General features: G+C 74.3%; 18 protein-coding genes. 6 read left to right on the top strand and 12 right to left on the bottom strand.

All coding sequences use genetic code 11. The annotated features are described in order from the left end of the window. Positions 1-11: 11 nt before the first annotated feature. Genes narI through J4709_RS31235 form a run of 4 tightly spaced genes read right to left on the bottom strand, consistent with a single transcriptional unit; the run spans position 12 to position 6,796 of the window. Positions 12-755, bottom strand: coding sequence for a respiratory nitrate reductase subunit gamma (gene narI / locus J4709_RS31250; RefSeq protein WP_208245998.1), 744 nt, complete (start codon positions 753-755; stop codon positions 12-14). Continuing rightward, positions 752-1,408, bottom strand: coding sequence for a nitrate reductase molybdenum cofactor assembly chaperone (gene narJ, locus J4709_RS31245; protein ID WP_208245996.1), 657 nt, complete (start codon positions 1,406-1,408; stop codon positions 752-754). Before narJ ends, narI begins: the two co-directional genes overlap by 4 nt. After that, on the bottom strand, positions 1,405-3,048 hold the full coding sequence (gene narH / locus J4709_RS31240) for a nitrate reductase subunit beta (RefSeq protein WP_232384301.1): 1,644 nt from the start codon (positions 3,046-3,048) through the stop codon (positions 1,405-1,407). The genes narJ and narH overlap by 4 nt, the downstream gene beginning before the upstream one ends. Before the next feature lies 1 nt (position 3,049). Further along, positions 3,050-6,796, bottom strand: a complete 3,747-nt coding sequence (locus tag J4709_RS31235) for a nitrate reductase subunit alpha (RefSeq protein ID WP_208245994.1) — start codon at positions 6,794-6,796, stop codon at positions 3,050-3,052. A 406-nt stretch (positions 6,797-7,202) separates the two neighbouring features. Here J4709_RS31235 and J4709_RS31230 point away from each other — a divergent pair, with 406 nt between their 5' ends. The 3 genes from J4709_RS31230 to J4709_RS31220 all read left to right on the top strand — a co-directional run bounded on the left by J4709_RS31230 (position 7,203) and on the right by J4709_RS31220 (position 10,318). Then, entirely contained in the window at positions 7,203-8,894 is a 1,692-nt protein-coding gene (locus J4709_RS31230; RefSeq protein WP_208245992.1) for an ExeM/NucH family extracellular endonuclease, read from the top strand. Between the two features lie 101 nt (positions 8,895-8,995). Beyond that, complete coding sequence (locus tag J4709_RS31225) at positions 8,996-9,274, top strand: hypothetical protein (RefSeq protein WP_208245990.1); 279 nt, start codon at positions 8,996-8,998, stop codon at positions 9,272-9,274. Between the two features lie 39 nt (positions 9,275-9,313). Continuing rightward, a complete protein-coding gene (locus tag J4709_RS31220; protein ID WP_208245987.1) occupies positions 9,314-10,318 on the top strand; it encodes an LLM class flavin-dependent oxidoreductase in 1,005 nt (334 codons plus the stop codon). Here the strand turns inward: J4709_RS31220 and J4709_RS31215 are convergent. The 7 genes from J4709_RS31215 to gabT all read right to left on the bottom strand — a co-directional run bounded on the left by J4709_RS31215 (position 10,305) and on the right by gabT (position 18,790). Continuing rightward, positions 10,305-11,096 (bottom strand): SDR family NAD(P)-dependent oxidoreductase, encoded by a 792-nt coding sequence (locus J4709_RS31215; protein ID WP_208245985.1) that lies wholly within the window; start codon positions 11,094-11,096, stop codon positions 10,305-10,307. The two genes, J4709_RS31220 and J4709_RS31215, sit on opposite strands and share 14 nt — an antisense overlap. Positions 11,097-11,174: 78 nt before the next feature. Beyond that, positions 11,175-11,864, bottom strand: coding sequence for an ABC transporter ATP-binding protein (locus J4709_RS31210; RefSeq protein ID WP_208245983.1), 690 nt, complete (start codon positions 11,862-11,864; stop codon positions 11,175-11,177). Further along, the gene (locus J4709_RS31205; protein ID WP_208245981.1) at positions 11,861-13,552 is read right to left on the bottom strand and encodes a branched-chain amino acid ABC transporter ATP-binding protein/permease; all 1,692 of its coding nucleotides are present in this window, start codon (positions 13,550-13,552) and stop codon (positions 11,861-11,863) included. The genes J4709_RS31210 and J4709_RS31205 overlap by 4 nt, the downstream gene beginning before the upstream one ends. Next, entirely contained in the window at positions 13,539-14,396 is an 858-nt protein-coding gene (locus J4709_RS31200; protein WP_208245964.1) for a branched-chain amino acid ABC transporter permease, read from the bottom strand. Before J4709_RS31200 ends, J4709_RS31205 begins: the two co-directional genes overlap by 14 nt. Next, positions 14,389-15,552, bottom strand: coding sequence for an ABC transporter substrate-binding protein (locus J4709_RS31195; RefSeq protein ID WP_208245962.1), 1,164 nt, complete (start codon positions 15,550-15,552; stop codon positions 14,389-14,391). Before J4709_RS31195 ends, J4709_RS31200 begins: the two co-directional genes overlap by 8 nt. Position 15,553: 1 nt before the next feature. Further along, on the bottom strand, positions 15,554-17,272 hold the full coding sequence (locus J4709_RS31190) for an amidohydrolase (RefSeq protein ID WP_208245960.1): 1,719 nt from the start codon (positions 17,270-17,272) through the stop codon (positions 15,554-15,556). 168 nt (positions 17,273-17,440) lie between these two features. After that, complete coding sequence (gene gabT, locus J4709_RS31185) at positions 17,441-18,790, bottom strand: 4-aminobutyrate--2-oxoglutarate transaminase (RefSeq protein WP_232384300.1); 1,350 nt, start codon at positions 18,788-18,790, stop codon at positions 17,441-17,443. Positions 18,791-18,876: 86 nt separating this feature from the next. On the opposite strand from gabT, the gene J4709_RS31180 reads away from it, so the two are divergent. Then, positions 18,877-20,370, top strand: a complete 1,494-nt coding sequence (locus tag J4709_RS31180) for a PucR family transcriptional regulator (RefSeq protein WP_208245958.1) — start codon at positions 18,877-18,879, stop codon at positions 20,368-20,370. Between the two features lie 4 nt (positions 20,371-20,374). Continuing rightward, on the top strand, positions 20,375-21,802 hold the full coding sequence (locus J4709_RS31175) for an aldehyde dehydrogenase family protein (RefSeq protein ID WP_208245956.1): 1,428 nt from the start codon (positions 20,375-20,377) through the stop codon (positions 21,800-21,802). A gap of 51 nt (positions 21,803-21,853) precedes the next feature. Here J4709_RS31175 and J4709_RS31170 read toward each other — a convergent pair whose 3' ends face one another. Continuing rightward, positions 21,854-22,885 (bottom strand): alpha/beta hydrolase, encoded by a 1,032-nt coding sequence (locus J4709_RS31170; RefSeq protein ID WP_232384299.1) that lies wholly within the window; start codon positions 22,883-22,885, stop codon positions 21,854-21,856. A gap of 121 nt (positions 22,886-23,006) precedes the next feature. Here J4709_RS31170 and J4709_RS31165 point away from each other — a divergent pair, with 121 nt between their 5' ends. Next, the gene (locus J4709_RS31165; protein WP_208245954.1) at positions 23,007-24,323 is read left to right on the top strand and encodes an amidase; all 1,317 of its coding nucleotides are present in this window, start codon (positions 23,007-23,009) and stop codon (positions 24,321-24,323) included. Positions 24,324-24,325: the final 2 nt, after the last annotated feature.

Below are 24,325 nucleotides of genomic sequence, written 5' to 3'. Positions count from 1 at the left end.
GCCTGCACGGCCTATCGCGGCGTGCGGCCCGCGCCGGTGGGGCGGGTGTCGCCGGGACGCGCAGCCGGGTGCCGGTACGGGACGGCCCGCGAGCGGTAGACGACGTAGGGCCGGGCCAGGTACCAGACCGGCGCGGTGAGGGCGTGGACGAGCCGGCTGAACGGCCACAGCATGAACATCGCCATGCCGAGCAGCGCGTGCAACCGGTAGACGAAGGGCGCGTGCGCCATCGCGGCGACGTCCGGGTCGAGGTCGAACAGGCTGCGGAACCAGACCGAGACGCCGAGCCGGTAGTCGTAGGGGTTGGCGAGGCTGGACGCGGTCGCGACGAGCCCGCCGAGCATGGCGGCGGCGAGCAGCGGGTACACGGCGCGGTCGGTGCCGCTCGTCGCGCGGCGCACCGCCGGGACGCGCAGCCGCCGGTACAGCAGGATCGCCAGCCCGGCGACGGCGGCGACGCCCGCGCTCCCGCCCATGATCAGCGCGACGTCGTGGTAGGAGTTCTCGCTGACGTCCAGGCGGTCCGTCACCATCTCGGGGACGAGCAGCCCGGTGACGTGCCCGCCGATCACGAACAGCAGCGCGTAGTGGAACAGCGGCCCGCCGACGCGCAGCAGCCGCGACTCGTGGATCTGGCTGGAGCGGGTGGTGAAGCCGAACCGGTCGTAGCGGTACCGCCAGGCCGAGCCCGCGACGAGGACGACGAGGACGATGTAGGGCAGCGCGCCCCACAGGGCGATGTCGAGATGGGTCACCGGACGCCTCCTCGGGCTCGGCTGGGACGGGTGAACGGTTCGAGCCCGACGCTCTCGGCGGGCGGCCCGCCGAGGGCGAGCTCCCGGACGGCGGCGCGGTCGGCGGCGGTCGGGCCAGGCCCGGGGAGCGCGTCGCGGACGGCGAGGAGCACGCCGGTGTAGGGGCTGCCGTAGGCGTCGAGGGCGTGCCGCAGCAGTTCGAGGCCGGGCCGGTGCTCGCACAGCAGCCGTTCGCCGGGGTCGGGGCAGCGGGCGGCGAACTCCAGCAGCACGGGCAGGAAGTCGGGCAGCCGCCCGCCGCCGGGCTCCCAGCCGTGCTCGTGCAGGACGGCCTTGATCCGGGCGAGGGAGCCGCCGCGGCGGCGGGTGTCGCCGTCGGTGTAGTAGGTGAGGTCCAGGGTGCGTCGGCGGGTGCGGTCGAACGTGGCGACGTACCGGGCGGCCAGTTCGAGGGGTGCGACGCCGTCGACCTCGCCGCAGAAGCGCAGCAGCGCGTCGCCGCACCCGGCGGGTGATCCGTGGAGAACCGCTGGTTCGCGCAGGGCTGTCCGGACCGCGCCCACCCGTTCCGGCCACGTCTCGGGGTCGGGGTAGGTGAGCAGCAGCGACGCCGCCTGGTAGACCGGCGCGCTGCGGACCGGTGCGCCGCTCACAGGCCGTTCTCCTCGGAGCGGCGCGGGAACAGCCCGCGCGGCCGGCCCCGCCCGTTCCAGTTGAGCAGGTTGACGCGCCCCTTCAGCTCGTCGCGGCCGCCCGGGTCGCCGGGCCCGCTGAACTCCGCCGCCGCGACCGGCTCACGCTGCGGCGGGACGTGGAATCCCTCCACATCGCTCGGGTACATGCCGGGGCCGCCGTCGCCGTCCAGGCTGCAACCGGTGCCCGCGACGTCGTCGGGGACGGTCCCGTTGTAGGTCGTCGGGATGACGTACCGCTCCTCGTACTTGGCGAGGGCGAGCAGCCGGTACATCTCCTCGATCGCCCGCTCGTCCAGGCCGACGGCGCGGGCGATCTCCGGGTCGTGCTCCTCGCCGAGGTTGATGCGGCGCATGTGCGCGCGCATCGCCGCCAGCCGGCACAGCGCCGCCTCCACCGGCGCGGTGTCGCCCGCGGTGAACAGGTGCGCGAGGTACTCCAGCGGGATGCGCAGCGAGTCGATCGCGCCGAACAGGTTCGCCGGGTCCTCGCCGTCGTGGCCGCCCGCGGTGACCGCGTCGACGACCGGCGACAGCGGCGGCACGTACCAGACCATCGGCATCGTCCGGTACTCCGGATGCAGCGGCAGCGCCACCCGGTACCGGTTGATCAGCGCGTGGACGGGCGAGCGGCGCGCGGCGGTGATCCAGTCGTGCGGGATGCCGGACTCCTCCGCGGCGCGCGCGACGTCCGGGTCGTCGGGGTCCAGGAAGCAGCCGAGCTGCGCCTCGTACAGGTCGTGCTCGTCGGGCACGCTCGCGGCCTCGCCGACGCGGTCCGCGTCGTACAGCATGACGCCGAGGTAGCGGAGCCGTCCGACGCACGTCTCCGAGCAGACGGTCGGCGCGCCCGCCTCCACGCGCGGGTAGCAGAACGTGCACTTCTCGGCCTTGCCGGTCTGGTGGTTGAAGTACACCTTCTTGTACGGGCAGCCGGACACGCACATCCGCCAGCCGCGGCACCGGTCCTGGTCGACGAGGACGATGCCGTCCTCGATCCGCTTGTAGATCGCGCCGGACGGGCAGACCGCGACGCACGAAGGGTTGAGGCAGTGCTCGCAGATGCGCGGCAGGTAGAACATGAACGCCTGCTCGTACTCCAGCCGGACCCGGTCGTTCATCTTCCGCAGGACGGGGTCGGCGGCGAGGACGTCCGGGCCGCCGCCGAGGTCGTCGTCCCAGTTCGGGCCCCACGTCACGTCGGTGGGGCGGCCGTCCACGAGCGACCGCGGCCGGGCGGTCGGCACGTCGTCGCCGAGCGGCGCCGAGGTGAGGTTCTCGTAGTCGTAGGTCCAGGGCTGGTAGTAGTCGTCGAGCGAGGGCAGCTCCGGGTTGGCGAACAGCCGGGCGAGGCGCCGGGCACGGCCTCCCGCGCGCGGGACGAGCCGGCCGTGCTTGAGCTTCCAGCCGCCCTTCCACCTGTCCTGGTCCTCGTGGCCGCGCGGGTATCCCTGGCCGGGACGCGTCTCGACGTTGTTGAACCAGGCGTACTCGGTGCCCTCCCGGTTCGTCCAGGTCTGCTTGCAGGTGACCGAGCAGGTGTGGCAGCCGATGCACTTGTCGAGGTTCATCACCATGGCCACCTGGGCCATCACGCGCATGTCAGTACTCCACGTTCTGCGAACGGCGCCGGATGACGGTGACGGCGTCGCGCTGGTTGCCGGTGGGTCCGTAGTAGTTGGGCGAGAAGGACAGCTGGCCGTACCCGCCGATGAGGTGGCTGGGTTTGATGAGCAGGCGGGTCAGGGCGTTGTGGACGCCCCCGCGCCGGCCGGTGGCCTCCGACTTCGGGACGTTCACCAGCCGTTCCTGGACGTGGTACATGAACACGGTCCCGGCGGGCATCCGGTGCGAGACGATCGCGCGCGCCACCACGACGCCGTTGGGGTTGACCGCCTCGATCCAGTCGTTGTCGGCGGCGCCGATCTGCGCGGCGTCCGCGACGCTCATCCAGATGACGGGGCCGCCGCGCGCGAGCGTCTGCATGAGCAGGTTCTCCTGGTACTCCGAGTGGATCGACCATTTGGAGTGCGGCGTGACGTACCGGACGGTGACCGAGCGCCCGCCGCCGCCGGGATGCGGGTCGCCGCAGACGGCGGCGGCGTCGAGCGGCGGCCGGTAGACCGGGAGCTGCTCGCCGAGCTCGGCGATCCAGTCGTGGTCGAGGTAGAAGTGCTGGCGTCCGGTGAGGGTGTGCCAGGGCTTGCGGTGCTCGGTGTTGACGGTGAACGGGGAGTAGCGGCGGTCGGGCGCCTCCTTGCCGGACCATTCGTAGCTGGCGCCGACCTGGACGGGCCGCTGCTGGGTGTCGCTGAACACGACGCGGCGTTCGGCGACCGACTCGGCGAGCGCGTCGAGGCCGCCGGCGGGCCCGCAGCGCTCCGCGAGCCGCTCGAACCCCTCGGCGCCGAGGCGCCCGTTGGTGGTGCCGGACAGCGCGAGGATCGCCTCGCAGAACTTCACGTCGGTGTCGAGGAGCGGCCGTCTGAGCGTCGTCTCGTGCGCCGACGTCCCGCAGCGCGCCGCCAGCCACCGCGCCTCGGGCCCCGGGTGGACGGTCACGCCCTTCACCGTCATGCCCTCGTCCTCGGCGAGCGGCCCGAACGCGGCGAGCTTCGCGGCGATCGCGGTGTAGTCGCGTTCCACGAGCGTGAAGCCGGGCAGGTTGAAGCCGGGGACGGGGTCGTGGCCGGCCCGCCAGTCGGGCACGTGCCCGCCGGGCTGCGCGGTCTCGCCGGGCGTGTCGTGGTGCAGGGCCGTTGCGACGAGGTCGCAGGCGGTGTCCAGGCGGCCGGCGGCCAGCTCGCCGAGCCGCTCCGCGAGCCCGTGGAAGATCTCGAAGTCGGTGCGGGCCTGCCACGGCGGGCTGATCGCCGGGGAGAACGCGTGCACGTACGGGTGCATGTCCGTGCTGGACAGGTCGTGCTTCTCGTACCAGGTCGCGGCGGGCAGGACGAGGTCGGCCATCAGCGTGGTCGAGGTCATCCGGAAGTCCAGCGCGAGCAGCAGGTCGAGCTTGCCGCGCGGCGCCTCGTCCCGCCAGGTCACCTCCAGCGGCCGGTGCCCGGGCGGCGCCTCCTGCGCGGAGGCGTTGTCGCCCGTGCCGAGCAGGTGCCGCAGGAAGAACTCGTTGCCCTTCGCCGACGAGCCGATCAGGTTCGCGCGCCAGACGGTCAGGACGCGCGGCCAGTTCGCGGGGGCGTCGGGGTCCTCGCAGGCGAAGCCCAGCCGGCCCGCCTCGATCTCCTCCGCCGCCCACTCCCCCGCCGGGCGGCCGTCCGCGCGGGCGCGGCGGCCGAGGTCGAGCGGGTTCGCGGAGAACGTCGGATAGGACGGCATCCAGCCGAGCCGCGCCGACCGCGCGACCAGGTCGGCGGTGTGCAGGCCGTCGAACAGGCCACGCCCGGTCGGGGACGCGAGCGCGTCCGCGCGGTACCGCTCGTACCGCCACTGGCCGGTGTGCATGTACCAGTACGGGGTGCCCGCCATCTGCCGGGACGGCCGCACCCAGTCCGCCGCCGTCGACAGCTGCTGCCAGCCGGTGAGCGGGCGCACCTTCTCCTGCCCGACGTAGTGCGCCCAGCCGCCGCCGTTGACGCCCTGGCATCCGGTCAGCAGCAGCAGCGACAGGAACGACCGGTAGACGGTGTCGGAGTGGAACCAGTGGTTCGTGCCGGCGCCCATGAGGATCATGCAGCGGCCTTCGGTCTTCTCCGCCGTGGCCGCGAACTCCCGCGCCACCCGCACCGCCGCGTTCGCCGGCACGGACGTGATCGTCTCCTGCCACGCCGGCGTGCACGGCTGCGCCGCGTCGCCGTACCCGTCCGGCCAGTCGCCGGGCAGGCCGTCGCGGCGGACGCCGTACTGGGCGAGCATCAGGTCGAACACGGTCGTCACGCGGCGCCCGGCGACCGTCCGGACCGGAACCGCCCGCCGCACCGTGCCGTTCTCGCCGCCGCCGTCGACGTCGAAGCGCGGCAGCAGGACCTCGGCGGTCTCCGTACCGGGCTCGTGCAGCGTGAGCAGCGGCTCGACGTCGCCGAGGTCGAGGTTCCAGCGGCCCTCGCCGCGCCGCGACCAGCGGTCGCCGAGCGTGCCGTTCGGCGCGACCGCCCGGCCCGTCGCCCCGTCCATGACCACGGGCCGCCACGCCGACGCCTCGGTGCCGTCGCCGAGGCCGGCGGCCGTGACGAACTTGCCCGGCACGCACGTCCCGTCGGGGCGCTCGTCCACCTCCACCAGGAACGGCAGGTCGGTGAAGCGGCGCGCGTAGCCGGTGAAGTAGGGCACCTGGCGGCGGACGAAGAACTCGGTGAGGATCACGTGGCCCATCGCCATCGCGAGCGCGCCGTCCGTGCCGGGGTGCGGGTGCAGCCACTCGTCGGCGAACTTCGTCGCGTCGGCGTAGTCGGGCGAGACCACGACGACCTTCTGGCCGCGGTAGCGGGCCTCCGCCATCCAGTGCGCGTCCGGTGTCCGGGTGACCGGGACGTTCGAGCCCCACAGCATCAGGTACGCCGCGTCCCACCAGTCGCCGGACTCCGGGACGTCGGTCTGGTCGCCGAACACCTGCGGCGACGCGATCGGCAGGTCGGCGTACCAGTCGTAGAACGACACCATCGGCGCGCCGATCAGCGACATGAACCGGGCGCCGACCGCGTGCGAGGCCATCGACATCGCGGGGATCGGGGAGAACCCGGCGACGCGGTCCGGCCCGTACTCGGCGATGGTATGGACGTGCGCGGCCGCGGCGATCTCCAGCGCCTCGTCCCAGCCGAGCCGCACCAGCCCGCCCCGGCCGCGCGCCGCCTGGTAGCGGGCGCGGCGCCCGGGGTCGCCGGTGACGTCCGCCCAGGCCGCGACCGGGTCGCCGGTCCGCGCCTTCGCCTCGCGGTACATCTCCAGCAGGACGCCGCGCGCCATCGGGTAGCGGATCCTGGTCGGCGAGTAGGTGTACCAGGAGAACGAGGCGCCGCGCGGGCAGCCGCGCGGCTCGTACTCGGGGCGGTCCGGCCCGACGGAGGGGTAGTCGGTCTGCTGGGTCTCCCAGGTGATGATCCCGTCCTTGACGTAGACCTTCCAGGAGCAGGAGCCGGTGCAGTTGACGCCGTGCGTGGACCGGACGACCTTGTCGTGCGCCCAGCGCTCCCGGTAGGGCGCGTCGTTGACCTTCTGGTCGGCGCGGTAGACGGCCCGCAGGTCCGGCGTCGTCGGCGTGCGCCGTAGCAGCCCGCCCGCCCGCAGCAGCTGCTCGGCGGCGGCCGCGGCCGCCCGCTCCCCTCGCTCGACCGCTCCCCGACGCCCCACGCCCCGTACCCCTTCCGCACGTCCGACGGCGCACCGCGGCATGCCGCGGACGGCTGGACACGGGCGGGGTGGGAGCACGGTCCGGTCGCCCGCGGTCACGGCGGGTCACCGATTGCGTCGGGAACGTTACTCCGCATCATTGCGGTGAGCAATACTTGTACTATGCAAGTAGTAGTTCGGGCGGCGAACGGCCACCGTGCGATCGACCGGCCGAGCGAATGGTGCGCCCGCACGCTCCGGCGCCGACGGATCCGCGTCGGGACACGCGGGATTCGACGACTTCACCGGACGGGTGCGCGGGGGTCAGGACACCGGTCAAGCCTACTCCCGGTCACGGGACCCCTCGGCGTGTCATGCGCCGCACCGAATTGCGACAAGCCATTGCAAATTGGTGGAGTCTTCATTAACGGTTCGCGGTTTCGGGGCGCCGGCGCCGTACCGTCCGCGCATGCGCCGAACAGCAGCAGCACTCGCCACCGTCCTGACCGCCGGCCTCGCCGCCGGCGTGCAGCCGGCCACCGCGGCGGAGCCGGAGACCTGCGGCACACCCGCCACCCACCGGATCGCGGAGGTGCAGGGCACGGGCGACGCCTCGCCCCTGCGCGGGCAGACCGTCCGCGTCGAGGGCGTCGTCACCGGCGACTTCCAGCGCGCCGACCAGCTCAAGGGCTTCTTCGTCCAGGACCCGGCGCCGGACCGCGACCCGCGCACCTCCGACGGGATCTTCGTCTACTCCACGCAGGAGGTGAAGCCGGGCGACCGGGTCCTCGTCACCGGCAAGGCCACCGAGTACAACGGCCTCACCGAACTCTCGCCCGTCACCGCCGTCGACGTGTGCGGCCGCGGCAAGGTCGCGCCCGGCAACGTGCGGCTGCCGCTGAAGGGCGGCGCGGACCTCGAGCGGTACGAGGGCATGCTGGTCCGGTTCCCGCAGAAGCTCACCGCCACCGAGACCTACCAGCTCGGCCGCTACGGTGAGATCACCGTCTCCGCGGGCGGGCGCCTCTTCCAGCCCACCGACGGCCACGGCTCCACGCAGGCGGCCAACGACGCGCGCCAGCTCCTCGTCGACGACGGGTCGAACGTCCAGAACCCGGCGACGATCCCGTACACCGACCCGCGCGTCCTGCGGATCGGCGACACCACGTCCGGGCTGACCGGCGTGCTCACCTACCAGTACGGTGCGTACGCGCTCCAGCCCACGAAGACGGCGCACTTCGCCAACGACAACCCGGAGCCGAAGAAGCCGCAGGCGGTCGGCGGCGACGTCCGCGTGGCGAGCTTCAACACCCTCAACTGGTTCACCACGCTGAACGAGCGCGGCGCTAACAGCGCCGAGGAGCGCGAGCGGCAGCTGACCAAGCTCGTCGCCGCGCTCAAGGGCCTGAACCCGGACGTCGCCGGGCTGATGGAGGTCGAGAACAACGGCGACGCCGGCGCGCTGAAGACGCTGGTCGACCGGCTGAACGCGGCCGTCGGCGCCGGGACGTACACCTGGGTCGAGAACCCGAACCCCGGTACCGACGCGATCCACGTAGCGATGATCTACAAGCCCGCGAAGCTCACGCCGGTCGGCGCCCCGCACTCCTCCGGTCAGACGGTGTTCGAGCGGCCGCCGCTCGCGCAGGAGTTCCAGCCGGCCGGCGGTGGCACGAAGTTCACGCTGATCGTCAACCACCTGAAGTCGAAGGGCTGCACCGGCGCGACCGGCGCCGACACCGACCAGGGCGACGGGCAGGGCTGCTTCAACGCCCACCGCGTCGCGCAGGCCAAGGCCGTCGCCGACCTCGCCGCGCACGAGCAGAACCCCCTGGTCATCGGCGACCTCAACAGCTACACCGCCGAGGACCCGATCAAGGTGCTGACCGGCGCCGGGCTGGCCGGGCAGACCGAGCGGTTCGTCCGGCCGGACCGGCGCTACAGCTACGTGTTCGACGGCATGTCCGGCGAGCTCGACCACGTGCTCGCCGGCGCCGCCCTGTCCCGGCGGGTGACGGGCGCGACGATCTGGCACGTCAACAGCGACGAGCCGACGCTCCTCGACTACAACACCGAGTACAACCCGGCGCGCTTCTACCGCCCGGACGCGTTCCGGTCGTCCGACCACGACCCCGTCCTGGTCGGCCTGCGCCTGCGCTGATCCCCCGGGGTCCGGGCGTCCGGGAGCGGACGTCCGGACCCCTTGCGCCGCCGCTCACGGAGCGTATGATCCGGATCACTCTTCTAGTGATCGGTGCGCTCATGAACGAAGCAGCTCCCCGCCTCGCGTTCGGCATCGGCTCCGACGGGACCTACACGCGGTTCGGCCAGACCGCCGCGTTCGTCCTCGGCCTCCTCACCACCTTCGTCTTCCTGCCGCTGGTGGTGGTCGGCGCCCTCCTGTACACCAAGGCCGAGCGGATCTTCCCCGCCGACGCCGACCGGGCCCGCAGCCTGGTCACCTGGTCGTGGATCAGCATCACCGTGCCGGTCATCGTCGCGATCGCCGCGGTGGCGGTCCTGGTCGCGCTGAAGGGCTGACCCGGGAAGAGCGCGGGGCCCGGGCGGGTTCGCACCTGTATGAGCCTTCCGTTCTCCGTCCTCGACCTCGCGCCCGTGGTGAGCGGCGCCACGTCCGGCGACGCCCTGCGCAACACCCTCGACCTGGCCCGCCGCACCGAGGCGCTCGGCTTCCACCGGTACTGGCTGGCCGAGCACCACACGATGCCGGGCATCGCCAGCTCGGCGACCTCGGTGCTGATCGGGCAGGTCGCGGCGGCGACGTCGCGGATCCGGGTCGGGTCGGGCGGGGTGATGCTGCCGAACCACGCGCCGATGGTGGTCGCCGAGCAGTTCGGGACGCTGGAGGCGCTGTTCCCCGGGCGCATCGACCTCGGCCTCGGCCGCGCGCCCGGCACCGACCAGGCGACCGCGCGGGCGCTGCGCCGCTCGCCCGAGGCGCTGTCGGTCGACGACTTCCCCGAGCAGGTCATCGAGCTGCGCGGCTACTTCGCCGAGGACAGCACGGTGACGCCCGCGGCGGGCAACGAGCCGCCGGTGTGGCTGCTCGGGTCCAGCGGGTACAGCGCGCGGCTGGCCGGGCTGCTCGGGCTGCCGTTCGCGTTCGCGCACCACTTCAGCGCGGAGAACACGCTGCCGGCGCTGGCGCTGTACCGCGACTCGTTCCGGCCGGGGATGCTGGACGCGCCGTACTCGATGATCGGCGTGTCGGTGACGGCGGCGGAGTCCGACGAGCGGGCCCGCGAGCTGGCCGCCCCGCAGGCGCTGGCGTTCCTGCGGCTGCGGACGGGCCGCCCGGGCAAGCTGCCGACGCCGGAGGAGACCGCCGCGCACCCGTACACGCCGCTGGAGCGGCAGATGATCGACGCGCGGCTCGCCGACCAGGTGATGGGCGGCCCCGAGACGGTGAAGCGGCAGATGGACGCGCTGGTCGAGAAGACCGGCGTGGACGAGGTCATGGTGACCACGCAGGTGTTCGACCACGCCGACCGGATCCGCTCCTACGAGATCCTCGCGGGCCTGTACGGGCTGAAGGCCGAGGAGGCGCCCGCTACCGGGGCCTGACCCGGAAGCCGAAGGGAACGGTCCCGGGGTCGAGGAGCGCGGTGCCGCCGTCCACCGCCAGCACCGCGCCGTTGACGTAGGACGCCTCGGGGCCGAGCAGCCACAGCACCGCCGCCGCGGCCTCCTGCGGGGTGCCGGGGCGGCGCTGCGGGACGAGCCGCGTGACCTCCTCGTAGGCCTCCTCGCGGCCGAGGCCGAGCGGCGCGCCGAACTCGTCCATCTCCGCGTCCGCCATCTCGGTGCGGACCCAGCCGGGGCACACCGCGTTCGCGCGGACGCCCCGCGGCCCGTAGTCGGCGGCGATCGTCTGCGTGAGCATGGTCAGCGCGGCCTTGGACGTGGCGTACGCGGCGCCGTCCAAGGGGGCGCGAAGCGCCGCGACCGACGACACCGCGACGATCGCGCCCTGCGCGTCGATGAGGTGCGGGAGCGCCGCCTTCGCCAGCAGGAACACCGACGTGACGTTGGTGCGCAGGGTGAGGTCCCAGTCCTCGGCGCTCAGGTCGAGGACGGCTCCGGCGCGCATCACCCCGGCGTTCGCGACGAGGCCGTCGAGCCGCCCGTGCGCGGCGACGACGCCGTCCACCAGCGCGGCGACCGCGTCGGGCTCGGACACGTCGCAGACCCGCGGTTCGGCGCCGGTCGCGGCGGCGACCCGCTCCAAGGCGTCCTTGCGCCGCCCGCAGATCACCGCGGTGTCGCCGCGCGCCCCCGCCGCCGCGGCGACCGCAGCGCCGATCCCGCTGCCGCCGCCCGTGACGATCAGCACCCGTCCCATCCGCTTCCTTCCGTCGAGTTGCGGCGTGTCGTCCTTAAGACGGTGCTTTCAAGGACGACACGCCGCAAGTGAACGTGTTCAGGTTCCTAGGTAGGCGGCGTGGAGGACGTCCGGGGACTTGCGGAGGGGGGCCGCCGGGCCGCTGTGGGTGAGGCGGCCGCCGGCCAGCACGTGCGCCGTGTCGGCGATCTCCAGCGCCAGCGTGGCGAACTGCTCGACCAGCAGCACCGCGACGCCGCCGTCCGCCAGCGCCCGGACGGCGGGCAGCAGCCGCTTCACGATCACCGGGGCGAGGCCGAGCGACATCTCGTCGATCAGCAGCACCGACGGCGACATCGCCAGCGCCCGCGCGAGCACCACCATCTGCTGCTCGCCGCCCGACAGCAGCCCGGCCCGCACGTCCATCCGCTTGCGCAGCTCCGGGAACGGTTCCAGCGCGCGGTCGGCGGCGGGGCCGCGCCGCACGGCCCGCAGGTTCTCGGCGACGGTCAGCCGCGCGAACACCGTCCGTCCCTGCTCGACCAGCGCGATGCCGCGGCGCGCGCGCCGCACCCGGTCGAGCCGCGTGACGTCGTCACCGTCCCCGGTGATCCGTCCCGAGGCGATCGGCAGCACCCCGGCGACGGCCTCCAGAAGCGTCGTCTTCCCGGCCCCGTTCGGGCCGAGCAGCACGGTCACCTCGCCCGCCGGGACGGTCAGGCTCACGTCCCGGACGATCGGCGCCCCGCCCCGTCCGACCGACACGCCGTCCAGTTCCAGCGACCTCATGTGAGGGCCACCTCGTCTCCCAGGTAGGCGCGGGCCACGTCGGGCCGGGCGAGCACCTCGGCGGGCGGCCCGGACGCGATGACCTCGCCGAAGTCGAGCACGACGACCCGCGCGCACGCGCGCCGCACCATGTCCAGGTCGTGCTCGATGAGCAGGACGGACGCGCCGTAGCGGGCGGGCACCTCGACGAGCCGGTCGGCGAGCGCGAGCGACTCGGCGTGCGCGAGGCCGGCGGCGGGCTCGTCCAGGACGACGACCTTCGGGCGGGCCAGCAGCGCGGCGGCGACCTCCAGCAGCCGGCGGGCGCCGACGTCGAGGTCGGCGACGTGCGCGTCTTGCGGCGGGCAGCCAAGGAACGCGCGGACGTCGTCGACCTCGGCCGGGGTGACCCGGCGGTGCGCGGCGAACCGCAGGTAGGCGCCGACGGTGAGGCCGGTCGGGACGCGGTCCTGCTGGAACGTGCGGCGCAGCCCGGCGGCGGCGCGGCGGTGCACGGGCAATCCGTCGAGGCGGCGGCCGGCGAGCGTGACGCCGCCCGTCGCGGAGGCGATGAAGCCCGACAGAGCGTCGGTGAGCGTGGACTTGCCCGCGCCGTTCGGCCCGATCAGCCCCATGACGGTGCCTTCGGGGACGACGAGGTCGACGTCCTGCAGCGCGGCGATCCGCCCGTACCGGACGCTGAGCCCGCGCACTTCGAGGAGCGGTCCGGTGCCGAGCGGCGGTTCGCCGCCGGTCGTCTCGGCGCGCGGCGGCGGGACCGGCGCGGGACGCCGGGCGCGCAGCCGCCGGGCGAGGCCCTCGCTGACGCTGCTGCCCTGCGACAGCGCCTGCACGGCGCCCGCGCCGAACAGGACGTTCGCCCAGTCCTGCGAGATCCCGGCGCGGCGGAACACCTCCGGGACGAACGTCATCAGCACGCCGCCGAACAATGCGCCGCCGACGTACTCGGCGCCCGCCATGACGGCGACGACGAACAGCGCGAGCGACCCGATCGTCTGGAAGTTCTGCGCGGTGACCATGCCGACCTGCCCGGCGAGCAGCCCGCCCGCGACGCCCGCGAGGAACGCGCTGGCGGCGAACGCCGACAGCTTCGCGCGGGCGACGCTCGTTCCGGACGCGGCGGTGGCGCGCTCGGAGAACCGGACGGCCCGCCACGCGGCGCCCGTCCGGGTGCGGCCGAGCAGCTCGGCGCCGATGCCGGCGATCACGAACACCAGGCCGGCGTAGACGAAGTACTGCCGGTCGGTGGCGAGGAAGCCGGGCCGTCCGACCTGCTGGTAGGAGTCGACGCCGGGGAAGTTGACGGCCGACACCACGACGTCGGCCGCCGCCGCGAACCCGAGCGTGACGACGGCGAGGTGCACGCCGCGCAGCCGCAGCGCCGGGAGCCCGACGACCAGGCCGAACGGCATCGCGGCGAGCCCGCCGGCGAGCACCCAGACGATGATCGAGCCGGGCACGTCCCACACGCTGAGCCGCGCGACCGTCCACGCGCCGACGGCGGCGAACGACAGCTGGCACAGCGAGTTCATGCCCGCGCGGCCGACGGCGCCGAGGCCGAGCAGCGCGACCGCCGACACCAGCGCCGACGTCGCGAGGAACAGCCAGTACTCGGGGACCACCGCGGCAGCGACCGCGATCACGGCCAGCGCCGCGAGCGGCTGCCGGAGGAACTCAGCGCGCCGCATCCCACACCTCCCGCCTCTGCGACCAGATCAAGATGGCGAGGATCGCCAGGAACGGCACCGCGTCGCGGTACTGGGCGAGCTCGCCGACGTGGGCGAGCGCACCCTGCAGCGCGCCGAGCCCGAGGCCGCCGGCGACGGTGAGGCCGAGGCTGCGGAACCCGCCGACCAGGGCCGCCGTGCAGGCGGGGATCGCCATCAGCGCCAGCGACGTCTGGTCGCTGGTCTGCTGCGGCGCGACGACGAGCAGGACGGCGGCCGACAGCAGCCCGGTGACCGCCCACATGCCGGCGCCGAGGAGGCGGCTCGGGATCGCGTGCAGCTCGGCGGTCGTCGGACGCTCGGACAGGGCGCGCAGCCGCAGCCCGAGGACGGTCCGGGTCAGCACGAGCCACGCCGCGCCCGCCACCACGGCCGAGCCGAGCACGCACACCGCCGACGCCTGCGTGATCGTGATGCCGTCGACGGTGAACAGCGAGCCGCCGAACTCGCCGGGCATGCGGCGCGGGTGCGTGCCGAACGCCAGGTAGGAGACGGCGAGCAGGCCGACGAGGAACGCGATGGAGATCGCGGAGCGCTGGTCGGCGCCGGCCTCCCCGAACCACCTGCCCATCACCCAGCCGAGCGCGGCCGCGACGAGCGCGGCGGCGAGCAGCCCGGCGAGCGCGGCGAGCCCGTACGGCCAGCCGTGCCCGGCGGCGGCGGCCATCGTGTAGACGCCGATGACACCGATCGCGACCTGCGCGAAGTTCACGACCCTGACCAGCCGGAACATCAGCGTGAGGCAGAGCCCGAGCGCGGCGTAGGCGCCGCCGCCGGCGAGTCCGGCGATCGCCCCCTCAAGCATTGGGCAGCCTGATCCAGTCGGGGGTGAGCACCGTCCAGCCGCCGCCGTCCGGGCGGACGAACTTGCCCGCGAGGTTGGAGGCGTGCGCGTCGCCGGGGCCGAACGCGAACGGGGTGCCGGTCATGCCGGTCGGCAGCGGGCGCAGGGTCCGCAGCGCGCGCAGCACGGACGCGCGGGTGATGTCGCCCTTGATCGCGCGCAGCACGGTGACCAGATGGGTCGCGGCGAGGTAGCCGCCCTGGGCGAACGAGGTGAGCGGCACATGGTGCCCGGTCATCGTGGCCCTCCAGTCCTGGTTGACCGAGGAGCGGACGTCGGTGTAGGGCTCGAACTCCGACAGCGCCACCACGTCCGCGCCGGACGGCCCGAACGCCTTCGCCGCCTGGTCGGTGTAGGTGGAGGCGAGGAACAGCCACTTGATGCCGGTGACGTTCTGGGCGTGCGCGGCCTTGACCCAGCCGACGTCCATCGGCTCGGTGCCGTTGAAGAACACGCCCTGGCAGCCGGCCGCGCGGGCCCGCAGGATGTAGGGCGTGTAGTCGGTGGTGGACGCCGACAGGCTGCGGTCCTCGATGAGCAGCCGCTTGCCGGTGAGCTTCGTCCAGCGGGTCACGCCGTCGTGGTAGGCGCGTCCGGTACTGCCGATGATGGAGAAGAAGCCGCAGAGCCGGTTCATCCTCAGGTGCTCGGAGGCGTAGTAGAGCGTGAGCGTGGTGCCGAGGAACGGGCCGACGTTGGTCGGCGAGATCGTCGGGGAGCGGAAGCAGCCGGGGTCGACGCCGGTGCCCTGGACGTCGGCGATCCCGTAGCGGTCGTAGAGCGGGCCGTCGACCTGGCAGTCGACGAGGCTGGCGCCGCCGGCGAGGGCGACGGCGTGCTTGTTCTGGATGACATCGCGGGCGGCCAGCGCTGCGGTCGCCGGGTCGCCCTTGTCGTCGCCAGCGGTGTAGGCGATCTTCCGGCCGCGGACGCCGCCGGCGGCGTTGACGTCGTCGAACACCGCGCGGGCGGCCTGCGACGCCTCGGGGAAGGTGACCGCGCCGCTGAGCGTCGACACCGAGCCGATCTGGATCGGGCCGGTGCCGGCGTCCGCGCCGGCCGCGCATCCGGCCGCCGCCGCGACCAGCGCCGCCGCGAGGAGCCTGCCGATCCGCATGTCAGACGCCCTCGGCGGCATGGACGACCCGGCCGTCGAACACCGTCATCGCGACGGGCGTGTCCGGCAGCTCGTGCGGGTCGATCGCGGTGAGCGTGCCGTCGAGGACGGTGACGTCGGCGGCCTTGCCGGGTTCGAGGGTGCCCTTCCAGTCCTCGGCGAAGTCCTGCCAGGCGGCGTTGGCGGTGTAGGCGCGGACGGCGTCGGGCAGCCCGACGCGCTCCTGCGGCCCGAACGTCCGGCCGCTCGCCTTGGACTCGCGCAGCAGCATCGCGGCGATCCCCTGCCGCCAGTTCGGGTAGGTGACGGGCGCGTCGGAGCTGGCGGTGACGGGGACGCCCGCCTCGATCGCGGACCGGACGGGGTACTGGTAGGCGGCGCGCTCGTGGCCGAGCATCTCCTCCAGCATGTCGGCGATCGTCCATTTGATCGCCGGGTTCATGTTGGCGCCGAACCCGTGCGCGGCGAGCTTGCGCAGGCTGCGGCGGCCGACGAGGTCGGCGTGGATGATGTAGTGCCGGGGGTCGTCGCGGGGGTGCTCGGCCTGCGCGGCCTCGAACGCGTCCACGACGGCGTCGATGGCAAGGTCGCCGGTGACGTGCACGCCGAGCTGGTGGCCGGCGGCGTGCGCGAGCCGGACCATCTCGGTCAGCTCGCGGGTGCGCAGCGCGTCGGCGGCGCCGTGCACGCACAGGCAGCCGTGACCGCCGGTGGTGTACTCCTCGCTCATCCACGCGGTCTTGTTGGGCGGGATGCCGTCGGCGAACAGCTTCACGCCGAGGACGCGCAGGACGCGAGGGTCGACGTCCTGCGGGACGCGCGCGCTCGCCAGCCCTTCGGCGATGTCGGCGGCGGACCCGCCCATCCCGGTGAGCAGCAGCAGGACGCCGACGCGGGCGCCGAGGTCGCCGGCGCGGGCGAGGTCGGCGTAGACGTCGAGGGTGAGCTGCCCGGCGGCGCCCGCGAACAGGCTCTTGCCGCCGGGGCCGAGGCCGGGCTCGGTGTAGCTGGTGATGCCCTCGCGCTGCAGCGTCGCGACGGCCTCGCGGATCGCGCGCTCGATCTGGTCGCGGCTGTAGGCGGGCAGGTGCCGCTGGACGAGGTCCTGCGCGCCCTCGGCGAGCAGCCCGGTCGGGTTGCCCGCGCCGTCGACGTGGACGACGCCGCCCTCCGGGACGGGCGTGTCGGCGGTGACGCCGGCGAGGTCGAGGGCGCGGGTGTTGGCCCAGGTGAGGTGGCCGCTGAAGTCCTGCAGGTAGACGGGGTGGCGCGGCGCGACGGCGTCGAGGTCCGCGCGGTCGGGCATCCGGCGCCCGTCGGCGCATTCGGTGAGGTATCCGGTGTCCCAGCCGTTGCCGCGAATCCACGCGCCCTCCGGCAGCCGGGACGCGGCGTCCTTCACGGCGGCCTGGATGTCGGCGATCGAGTGCACGGCGGGGAAGCCGACGTCGAGGGCGAGCGGGGGGCGGGTGGAGCCGAACGCGCAGCCGTGCAGGTGCGAGTCGTTGATGCCGGGCAGGGCGGTGCGTCCGCGCAGGTCGACGACCTCGGTGCGCGGGCCGGCCAGCGCGCGGACCGCGTCGGTGGTGCCGACGGCGGTGACGGTCCCGCCGGTGATCGCGACGGCGCGGGCGGTGCGGAACGCGGCGTCGGCGGTGAGGACCTCGCCGTCCAGCAGCACCAGGTCGGGGGTTGCCTGGGGATCGGGGTTCGGGTGCATGTGCGCCTCTTCATTCGGGCCCAAACGTATTTGCGAACGTACGGGGCCAAACGAAGAACGGTCAATAACGGGCGGATAACGGTGTGAGCCGCCTCACAACGCCGCGCGGGCATGCGAGAACCGCCGGTGCCGTCGCGGCACCGGCGGTTCCGGCCGGGCATCGGGCGGTCAGCCGGCGAACGCCTCCTCGATGACGTCCAGGCCCTCGTTGAGCAGGTGCTCGGGGATGACGAGCGGCGGCAGGAAGCGCAGCACGTTCCCGTACGTCCCGGCGGTCAGCACCAGCACGCCCTGGGCGTGGCAGCGGCGCGCGATCTCCGCCGTCAGCTCGGGGTCGGGGTCCTTCGTCCCGGGCCTGACCAGCTCGATCGCGATCATCGCGCCGCGCCCGCGGACGTCCCCGATCGCCTCGTGCTTCGCCGCGAGCGCGCGCAGCCGCGGCAGCATGATCTCCCCGATCCGGCGGGCCCGCTCGGTCAGCTTGCCCTCCTCGATCTCCTCCAGCACCGCGAGCGCCGCCTCGCAGGCCAGCGGGTTGCCGCCGTAGGTGCCGCCGAGCCCGCCGCCGTGCACCTTGTCCATGATGTCGGCGCGGCCGGTGACCCCGGCCAGCGGCAGCCCGCCCGCGATGCCCTTCGCCGTCGCGACCAGGTCCGGGACGACCCCCTCGTGCTCGCAGGCGAACATGTCGCCCGTCCGCGCGAACCCCGTCTGCACCTCGTCGGCGATGAACAGGATCCCGTGCGCCCGGCAGAACTCCGCGATCGCCGGCAGGAACCCCGCCGCCGGCTCGATGAACCCGCCCTCGCCCTGGATCGGCTCGACCAGCACCGCCGCCACGTTCGACGCGCCGATCTGCTTGGTGATCTGGTCGATCGCCTGCGCCGCCGCCTCCGGACCGCAGTTCTCCGGCCCGGTCGGCCAGCGGAACGGGTACGCCAGCGGCATCCGGTACACCTCGGGCGCGTACGGGCCGAACCCCTGCTTGTACGGCATGTTCTTCGCGGTCAGCGTCATCGTCAGCAGCGTCCGGCCGTGGTACCCGTGGTCGAACACCACGACCGCCTGCCGGCCCGTCGCGTACCGGGCGATCTTGACGGCGTTCTCCACCGCCTCCGCGCCGCTGTTCACCAGGATCGACCGCTTCTCGTGCTCGCCCGGCGTGATCCGGTTCAGGTTCTCGCACACCGCGACGTACGACTCGTACGGCGCGACCATGAAGCAGGTGTGGGTGAACCGGTCCGCCTGCTCCTTCACCCGCGCGGCGACCCGCGGGTTGGCGTTGCCGACGCTCGTCACCGCGATGCCGGAGCCGAGGTCGATCAGCGAGTTGCCGTCGGCGTCGACGAGCACCCCGCCGCCCGCGTCCGTCACGTACACCGGCAGCACGCTGCCGACGCCCGGCGCCACCGCCGCGGCGCGGCGCTCCTGCAACTCCCGGGACCGCGGCCCCGGGATCTCGGTCACGACGCGTCGCTCCTGCGGCAGGCGGTCGCCGCTCAGGTTCTGGCTGGTCATGGCGCGAACATAAGCCGAACGGCCCCTACGATGAACCGTACGGGACGGCGAAATCCGTCCAAAGGTTTGGACATGAAGGAGTGCGCGTGCCGCCGACGCTGGCCGCCGTGGCGGCCCTGCCGCAGCTCGGCCTGCGCCCGCTCACCGGCCCGCTCCCGGACGGCCCGGTGGTGTGGGTCGCGGTCAGCGAGCTGGAGGACCCGACCCCGTTCCTCGAAGGCGGCGAGCTCGTCCTCACCACCGGCATGCGGCTGACGCCCGGCGGCGCCGCCCGCTACGTCGACCGGCTGGTCGGGCGCGGCGTCGCCGGGCTCGGCTTCGCGGTCGGCGTCATCCACCCGGACGTCCCGCCCGAGCTGCTCGCCGCCGCCCGCGACCGGGGCCTCGCGCTGCTGGAGGTGCCGCGCCCGACGCCGTTCATCGCGATCGGCAAGGCGGTGTCGCGGATGCTGGCCGCCGAGTGGTACGAGGACGTCACCCGGGCGTTCCAGGCGCAGCGGGAGCTGACCCGCGCCGCGCTCACCGGGCCGGGCGCGCTCGTGCGGCGGCTCGCGCGGCTGCTCGGCGGGTGGGCGCTGCTGCTGGACGCGTCCGGCGCCGTCCGGCACGCCGAGCCCGCCGGCGCCCGCGGCCGCGCCGCCGCCCTCGCCCCCGAGCTGGCACGGCTGCGCCGCGACCCGGCCTCCGGGGCCTCGCCCGCGAGCATGGCGCTCGCCATGCCCGACGACCACGTCGTCCTGCAGCGGATCGGGCTCGGCGGGCGGCCGCGCGGATTCCTCGCCGTCGGGACGGACGCGCCGCTCCCGCACGTCGCGCACACCATCGTCGGCGCGGCCGTCGCGCTGCTGACGCTCCAGTCGGAGACGCCCCGCACCGGGCGGGACGCGCGGGCGGCGCTGGCGGCGCTGCTCGCGGGCCTCCCGGCCGCCGGCCCGGCGGTGCCGGGCGGACCGGTCCGCGTGCTGGCCTGCGGGGGCGGCGGCGCCGTCCTGGACGCGCTGGAATCCGACCCGGCCGGGGAGCGCTGCCTGGCGGCGCCGCTCGCCGGCGGCACCGCCGTGATCGTCCCCGACGAGCTGACCGGAGCGGTGACGGCCCTGCTCACGGGCACCGGCCCGATCGGTGTCAGCGACCCCGGCGACGCCGGGGCGGGCGCCGGGGCCCTCGCCGATGCGCTGCGCCAGGCGGAGGACGCACTCGCGACGGCCCGCCGCACCGGACGGCCCGTCCTGCACCACGCGGACCTTCCCGGGCAGGGCGTCCTCGGGCTGCTGGAGCCCGACGCCGCGCGGGCGTTCGCCGACGCGCTGCTCGCCCCGCTGCGCGCCGACGACCTGGTCGGCACGGTCCGCGCCTACGTCGCCGCCAACGGGCAGGGCGAGGCCGCCGCGCGGGCGCTCGGCGTGCACCGGCACACGCTGCGGTCGCGGATGCGCAAGGCCGCCGAGCTGCTGGGCCGCGACCTCGACGACCCGGCCGCCCGCGCCGAACTGTGGATCGCACTGGCCGTGACGTCCAACGACGGCGGCCCGATTGGCCGTCCTGGAGACTCGCCATCCGGCCCCCCGGAGATAGCGTGAGGTCATGAACGTGACCCCTTTCTGGCTGGCCGGGCGCCCGGAGACCGGCGACGGTGAGCTGACCGTGACGCACCCCTACGACGGCCGGGTGGTCGGGACCGCCGCCGTGCCGACGCCCGCGCAGGTGGAAGAGGCGGTCGCGGCGGCCGACGCGGTCCGCGCGACGGCGGCGGCGCTGCCCCTGCACGTGCGCGCGGAGGCCCTCGCGCACGTGTCCGCGCGGCTCGCCGAGCGCGCCGAGGAGGTCGCCCGGCTGATCACCGGCGAGAACGGCAAGCCGCTGCTGTGGGCGCGCGGCGAGGTGACCCGCGCGATCTCCACGTTCCGGTTCGCCGCCGAGGAGGCCCGCCGGTTCAGCGCGACGACGCAGCGGCTCGACACCGACCCTGCCGCCGAGGGCCGGATGGCCTACATCACCCGCGTGCCGAAGGGCCCGGTGCTCGGCATCTCGCCGTTCAACTTCCCGCTGAACCTCGCCGCCCACAAGATCGCCCCGGCGATCGCGGCGGGCACCCCGATCGTGCTGAAGCCGGCGCCCGCGACGCCGCTGTCGGCGCTGCTGCTCGGCGAGCTGCTCGCCGAGACCGACCTGCCCGCCGGGATGTTCTCCGTCCTGCCGGTGCCGAACGACCGCGCGTCCGCGCTGGTCGACGACCCGCGGCTGCCGATCGTGTCGTTCACCGGATCGGTGCCGGTCGGCTGGGCGATCAACGACCAGGTGCCGCGCAAGCACGTCACGCTGGAGCTCGGCGGCAACGGCGCGGCGGTCGTGCTGCCGGACGCCGACCTCGACTGGGCCGCCAAGCGGATCGGGCTGTTCTCCAACTACCAGGCCGGGCAGAGCTGCATCGCCGTCCAGCGGGTCTACGTCGACCGGTCGGTGTACGAGGAGTTCGTGCCGAAGCTCGTCGAGCAGGTCGGCTCCCTCATCACCGGCGACCCGTGGGACGACAAGACGCAGGTCGGCCCGCTCGTCAGCCAGGACGCCGCCGAGCGCGTCGAGGCGTGGGTGGACGAGGCCGTCGCGGCGGGCGCGAAGGTCCTGGCGGGCGGCACCCGCGAGGGCGCGACGTACGCGCCGACCGTCCTCGCCAACGTCCCCGCGGACGCGAAGGTGTCGCGCGAGGAGGTCTTCGGGCCGGTCATGCTGGTCCAGCCCGTCGACGGGGTGGACGAGGCGTTCGCGCTGGTCAACGACTCGAAGTTCGGCCTGCAGGCGGGCGTGTTCACGCGGAACCTGGACATCGCGTTCCGCGCCCACCGGGAGCTGGACGTCGGCGGCGTCGTCATCGGCGACGTGCCGTCCTACCGCGCCGACCAGATGCCGTACGGCGGCGTGAAGGACTCCGGCGTCGGGCGCGAGGGCCTGCGGTCGGCGATGGCCGACTACACCGAGGAGAAGGTCATGATCTTCACGGGCCTGCCCCTCTGACCACCGCCCGCGCGGGCCCGCCTCGTCACCGGGGCGGGCCCGTTCGCGCGGCTAGAGCAGGCCGGCGCGCAGCGCGCCGGCGGCCTCAGCGAGGGCCTCCTGGAACCGGCCGCCGAGCCCCCACATGTTCGCGAACCCGTGGATCAGGTCCTCCTGCCGGCGCACCGCGACCCGCACCCCGGCCTCCCGGAGCCGCTCGCCGAACGCCTCGCCCTCGTCGCGCAGCGGGTCGAGCCCGGCGGTCACGAGGTAGGTGGCGGGGAACCCGCTCAGGTCCTTCGCGAGCAGCGGCGACGCCTTCGGGTCGGTGCGCCGCTCCTCGTCCGGGCAGTAGTGGTCGCTGAACCACACCATGTCCGCGTCGGTCAGGTAGAAGCCGTCGGCGAACAGCTCCCGGGACCGGCGCCGCACCGACATGTCCGTCGCCGGGTAGATCAGCAGCGCGAAGTCGGGTCTGCGGTCGGCGAACGCGCCGACGACCGCCGCGAGGTTCCCGCCCGCGCTGTCGCCGCCGACCGCGATCGCGGCCGGGTCGGCGCCGAGCGCCGCCGCGTTCTCCACCGCCCACGCGTACGCGGCGAGCGCGTCGTCCGCCGCCGCCGGGAACCGGTGCTCGGGCGCGAGCCGGTAGCCCACCGACAGCACCCGCACCCCGGCGTTCACCGCGAGGTACCGGCACACCGAGTCGTGGGTGTCGATGTCGCCGATCACCCAGCCGCCGCCGTGGAAGAACACCAGCAGCGGCGACCCCTCCGCCAGCCCCTTCGGCTCGTACAGCCGGGCCGGGACCGCGTCCGCGGCGGTCACGTCCCGCGTCCGCACGGGGCGCGCCGGCCGCCGGTCGATGCACTGCTGCCCGCGGGCGAGGCCCTGCCGCGCCGCGGCCACCGTCGGCCTGGTGAGGCTCGCGCCCTCCAGCCGCGTCATCTGCAGGAGCAGCTGCGCGTCCAGCGCGAGCCGCTGCCCGTCGCGCACCACCGGCCGTCCGGCGATCAGCCGCCGCACCGGACCGGGGAGCGCGAACACCGCGCGGAGCACGGCGCCCGCGACCGACGGCGGGACCATTTCGGCGAGCTGCGGCATCGACCCTCCAACCACTCGGACGTTCCGGACACCGTACTCTCCGGTAGCCCCTCCGGCCGAACACAGTTCGGTCTCTGGCGAACCGTCGCGGGCCCAGCATGGACACCGAGGAGGAGGCGTCTTGGAAGAGCTGCTGTTCGCGCCGATCGCGGAGCTCCGCGACCTGTACGCGCGGCACGAGGTATCGCCCGTCGAAGTGCTGGACGCCGTGCTCGCCCGGCTGGACCGGCTCGAGCCGGAGCTCAACGCGTTCGTCACCGTCCTGGACGGGCCGGCCCGCCGCCAGGCGGAACGCGCGGAGCGGGACTTCCTGCGGGGCGTCCCCGCGGCGCCGCTGGCCGGGATCCCGGTCTCGGTCAAGGACCTGATCGCGATCCCGGGCGTGCGGATGACCGCCGGATCGCGGATCCTGCGCGACCACCGTCCGGACCGCGGCTCCGCCGTCCACGCCGCGCTGCGGTCGGCGGGCGCCGTCGTGTTCGGCACGGCGAACCTGCTGGAGTTCGCCTACGGCTTCGTCCATGCGGACCACGGCCAGGCGAACAACCCGTGGGACGTGGGCCGGACGGCCGGGGGCTCCAGCTCCGGGTCGGTCGCGGCCGGGATCGGCCACGCCTCCATCGGCACCGACACCGGCGGATCGGTGCGCCTGCCGGCGGCGTTCTGCGGCCTGGTCGGGCTGCGTCCGACCCACGGGGCCATCGACATGGCGGGCGTGCTGCCGCTCGCGCCGTCCCTGGACACCGTCGGCGTCCTCGCGCGGACCCCGGCCGACGCCCGGCTGGTGCACGAGGTGCTCGCCGGGCCGCAGCCCGCGCCGCCCGCGCCGGTGCGCAGCATCGGCGTGGTGGCCGACCTGCTCGGCGAGCCGCTGACCCCGCAGGTGCGGAAGGTGTTCGACCACGCGCTGGACGTGCTGGCGCGCGCGGGCGCCCGGTGCCGGGAGGTGCGGCTGCCGGGCATCGAGGAGTTCACGGGGCAGGTCGCGACGACCATGCTGGCGGAGGCCGCGCACGAGCACCGCGCCTGGTACCCCGCACGCGCCGCCGACTACGCGGCGGGGACCCGCGCGAACCTCGCCGCCGGACGCGACGTCACCGCCACGGCCTACCTGCACGCCATGGACGAGCGGCGCCGCTTCACCGGCGTGGTGGACGCGGCGCTGCGCGAGGTGGACCTGCTGGCGGCGCCCACGATCGGGTTCACCGCACCCGAGCGTGAACCGGACTTCGAGGGCGGCGGCCTCGGCTACGTCCTGCGGACGATGCCGTTCAGCGGCACCGGGCATCCGGCCGTGAACGTCCCCGCCGGCGTCACGGCCGACGGGCTGCCGGCCGGGCTCCAGCTCGTCGCCCGGCACGGCCGCGAGGCCGACCTGCTCGCCGCGGCGGAGATGTTCGAGCGGGAGGTGGCCGGCTTCCCCCGCAGCGGCCTTTGACC

The sequence above is a fragment of the Actinomadura violacea genome, assembly GCF_017573465.1.
GTDB lineage: Bacteria > Actinomycetota > Actinomycetes > Streptosporangiales > Streptosporangiaceae > Spirillospora > Spirillospora violacea.
Note: the sequence above shows the minus strand (reverse complement) of the source record. Positions and strands in the feature narration are given on the sequence as shown.

Bases quoted from the DNA above. Each gene is read 5' to 3' on its own strand.
- J4709_RS31170 (WP_232384299.1), bottom strand. From the start codon at position 22,885: ATGCCGCAGCTCGCCGAAATGGTCCCGCCGTCGGTCGCGGGCGCCGTG.
- J4709_RS31220 (WP_208245987.1), top strand. From the start codon at position 9,314: ATGAGCCTTCCGTTCTCCGTCCTCGACCTCGCGCCCGTGGTGAGCGGC.
- J4709_RS31205 (WP_208245981.1), bottom strand. From the start codon at position 13,552: ATGCGGCGCGCTGAGTTCCTCCGGCAGCCGCTCGCGGCGCTGGCCGTG.
- J4709_RS31195 (WP_208245962.1), bottom strand. From the start codon at position 15,552: ATGCGGATCGGCAGGCTCCTCGCGGCGGCGCTGGTCGCGGCGGCGGCC.
- J4709_RS31200 (WP_208245964.1), bottom strand. From the start codon at position 14,396: ATGCTTGAGGGGGCGATCGCCGGACTCGCCGGCGGCGGCGCCTACGCC.
- J4709_RS31190 (WP_208245960.1), bottom strand. From the start codon at position 17,272: ATGCACCCGAACCCCGATCCCCAGGCAACCCCCGACCTGGTGCTGCTG.
- J4709_RS31225 (WP_208245990.1), top strand. From the start codon at position 8,996: ATGAACGAAGCAGCTCCCCGCCTCGCGTTCGGCATCGGCTCCGACGGG.
- J4709_RS31215 (WP_208245985.1), bottom strand. From the start codon at position 11,096: ATGGGACGGGTGCTGATCGTCACGGGCGGCGGCAGCGGGATCGGCGCT.
- J4709_RS31235 (WP_208245994.1), bottom strand. From the start codon at position 6,796: ATGCCGCGGTGCGCCGTCGGACGTGCGGAAGGGGTACGGGGCGTGGGG.
- J4709_RS31230 (WP_208245992.1), top strand. From the start codon at position 7,203: ATGCGCCGAACAGCAGCAGCACTCGCCACCGTCCTGACCGCCGGCCTC.
- J4709_RS31210 (WP_208245983.1), bottom strand. From the start codon at position 11,864: ATGAGGTCGCTGGAACTGGACGGCGTGTCGGTCGGACGGGGCGGGGCG.
- J4709_RS31175 (WP_208245956.1), top strand. From the start codon at position 20,375: ATGAACGTGACCCCTTTCTGGCTGGCCGGGCGCCCGGAGACCGGCGAC.
- narH (WP_232384301.1), bottom strand. From the start codon at position 3,048: ATGCGCGTGATGGCCCAGGTGGCCATGGTGATGAACCTCGACAAGTGC.
- gabT (WP_232384300.1), bottom strand. From the start codon at position 18,790: ATGACCAGCCAGAACCTGAGCGGCGACCGCCTGCCGCAGGAGCGACGC.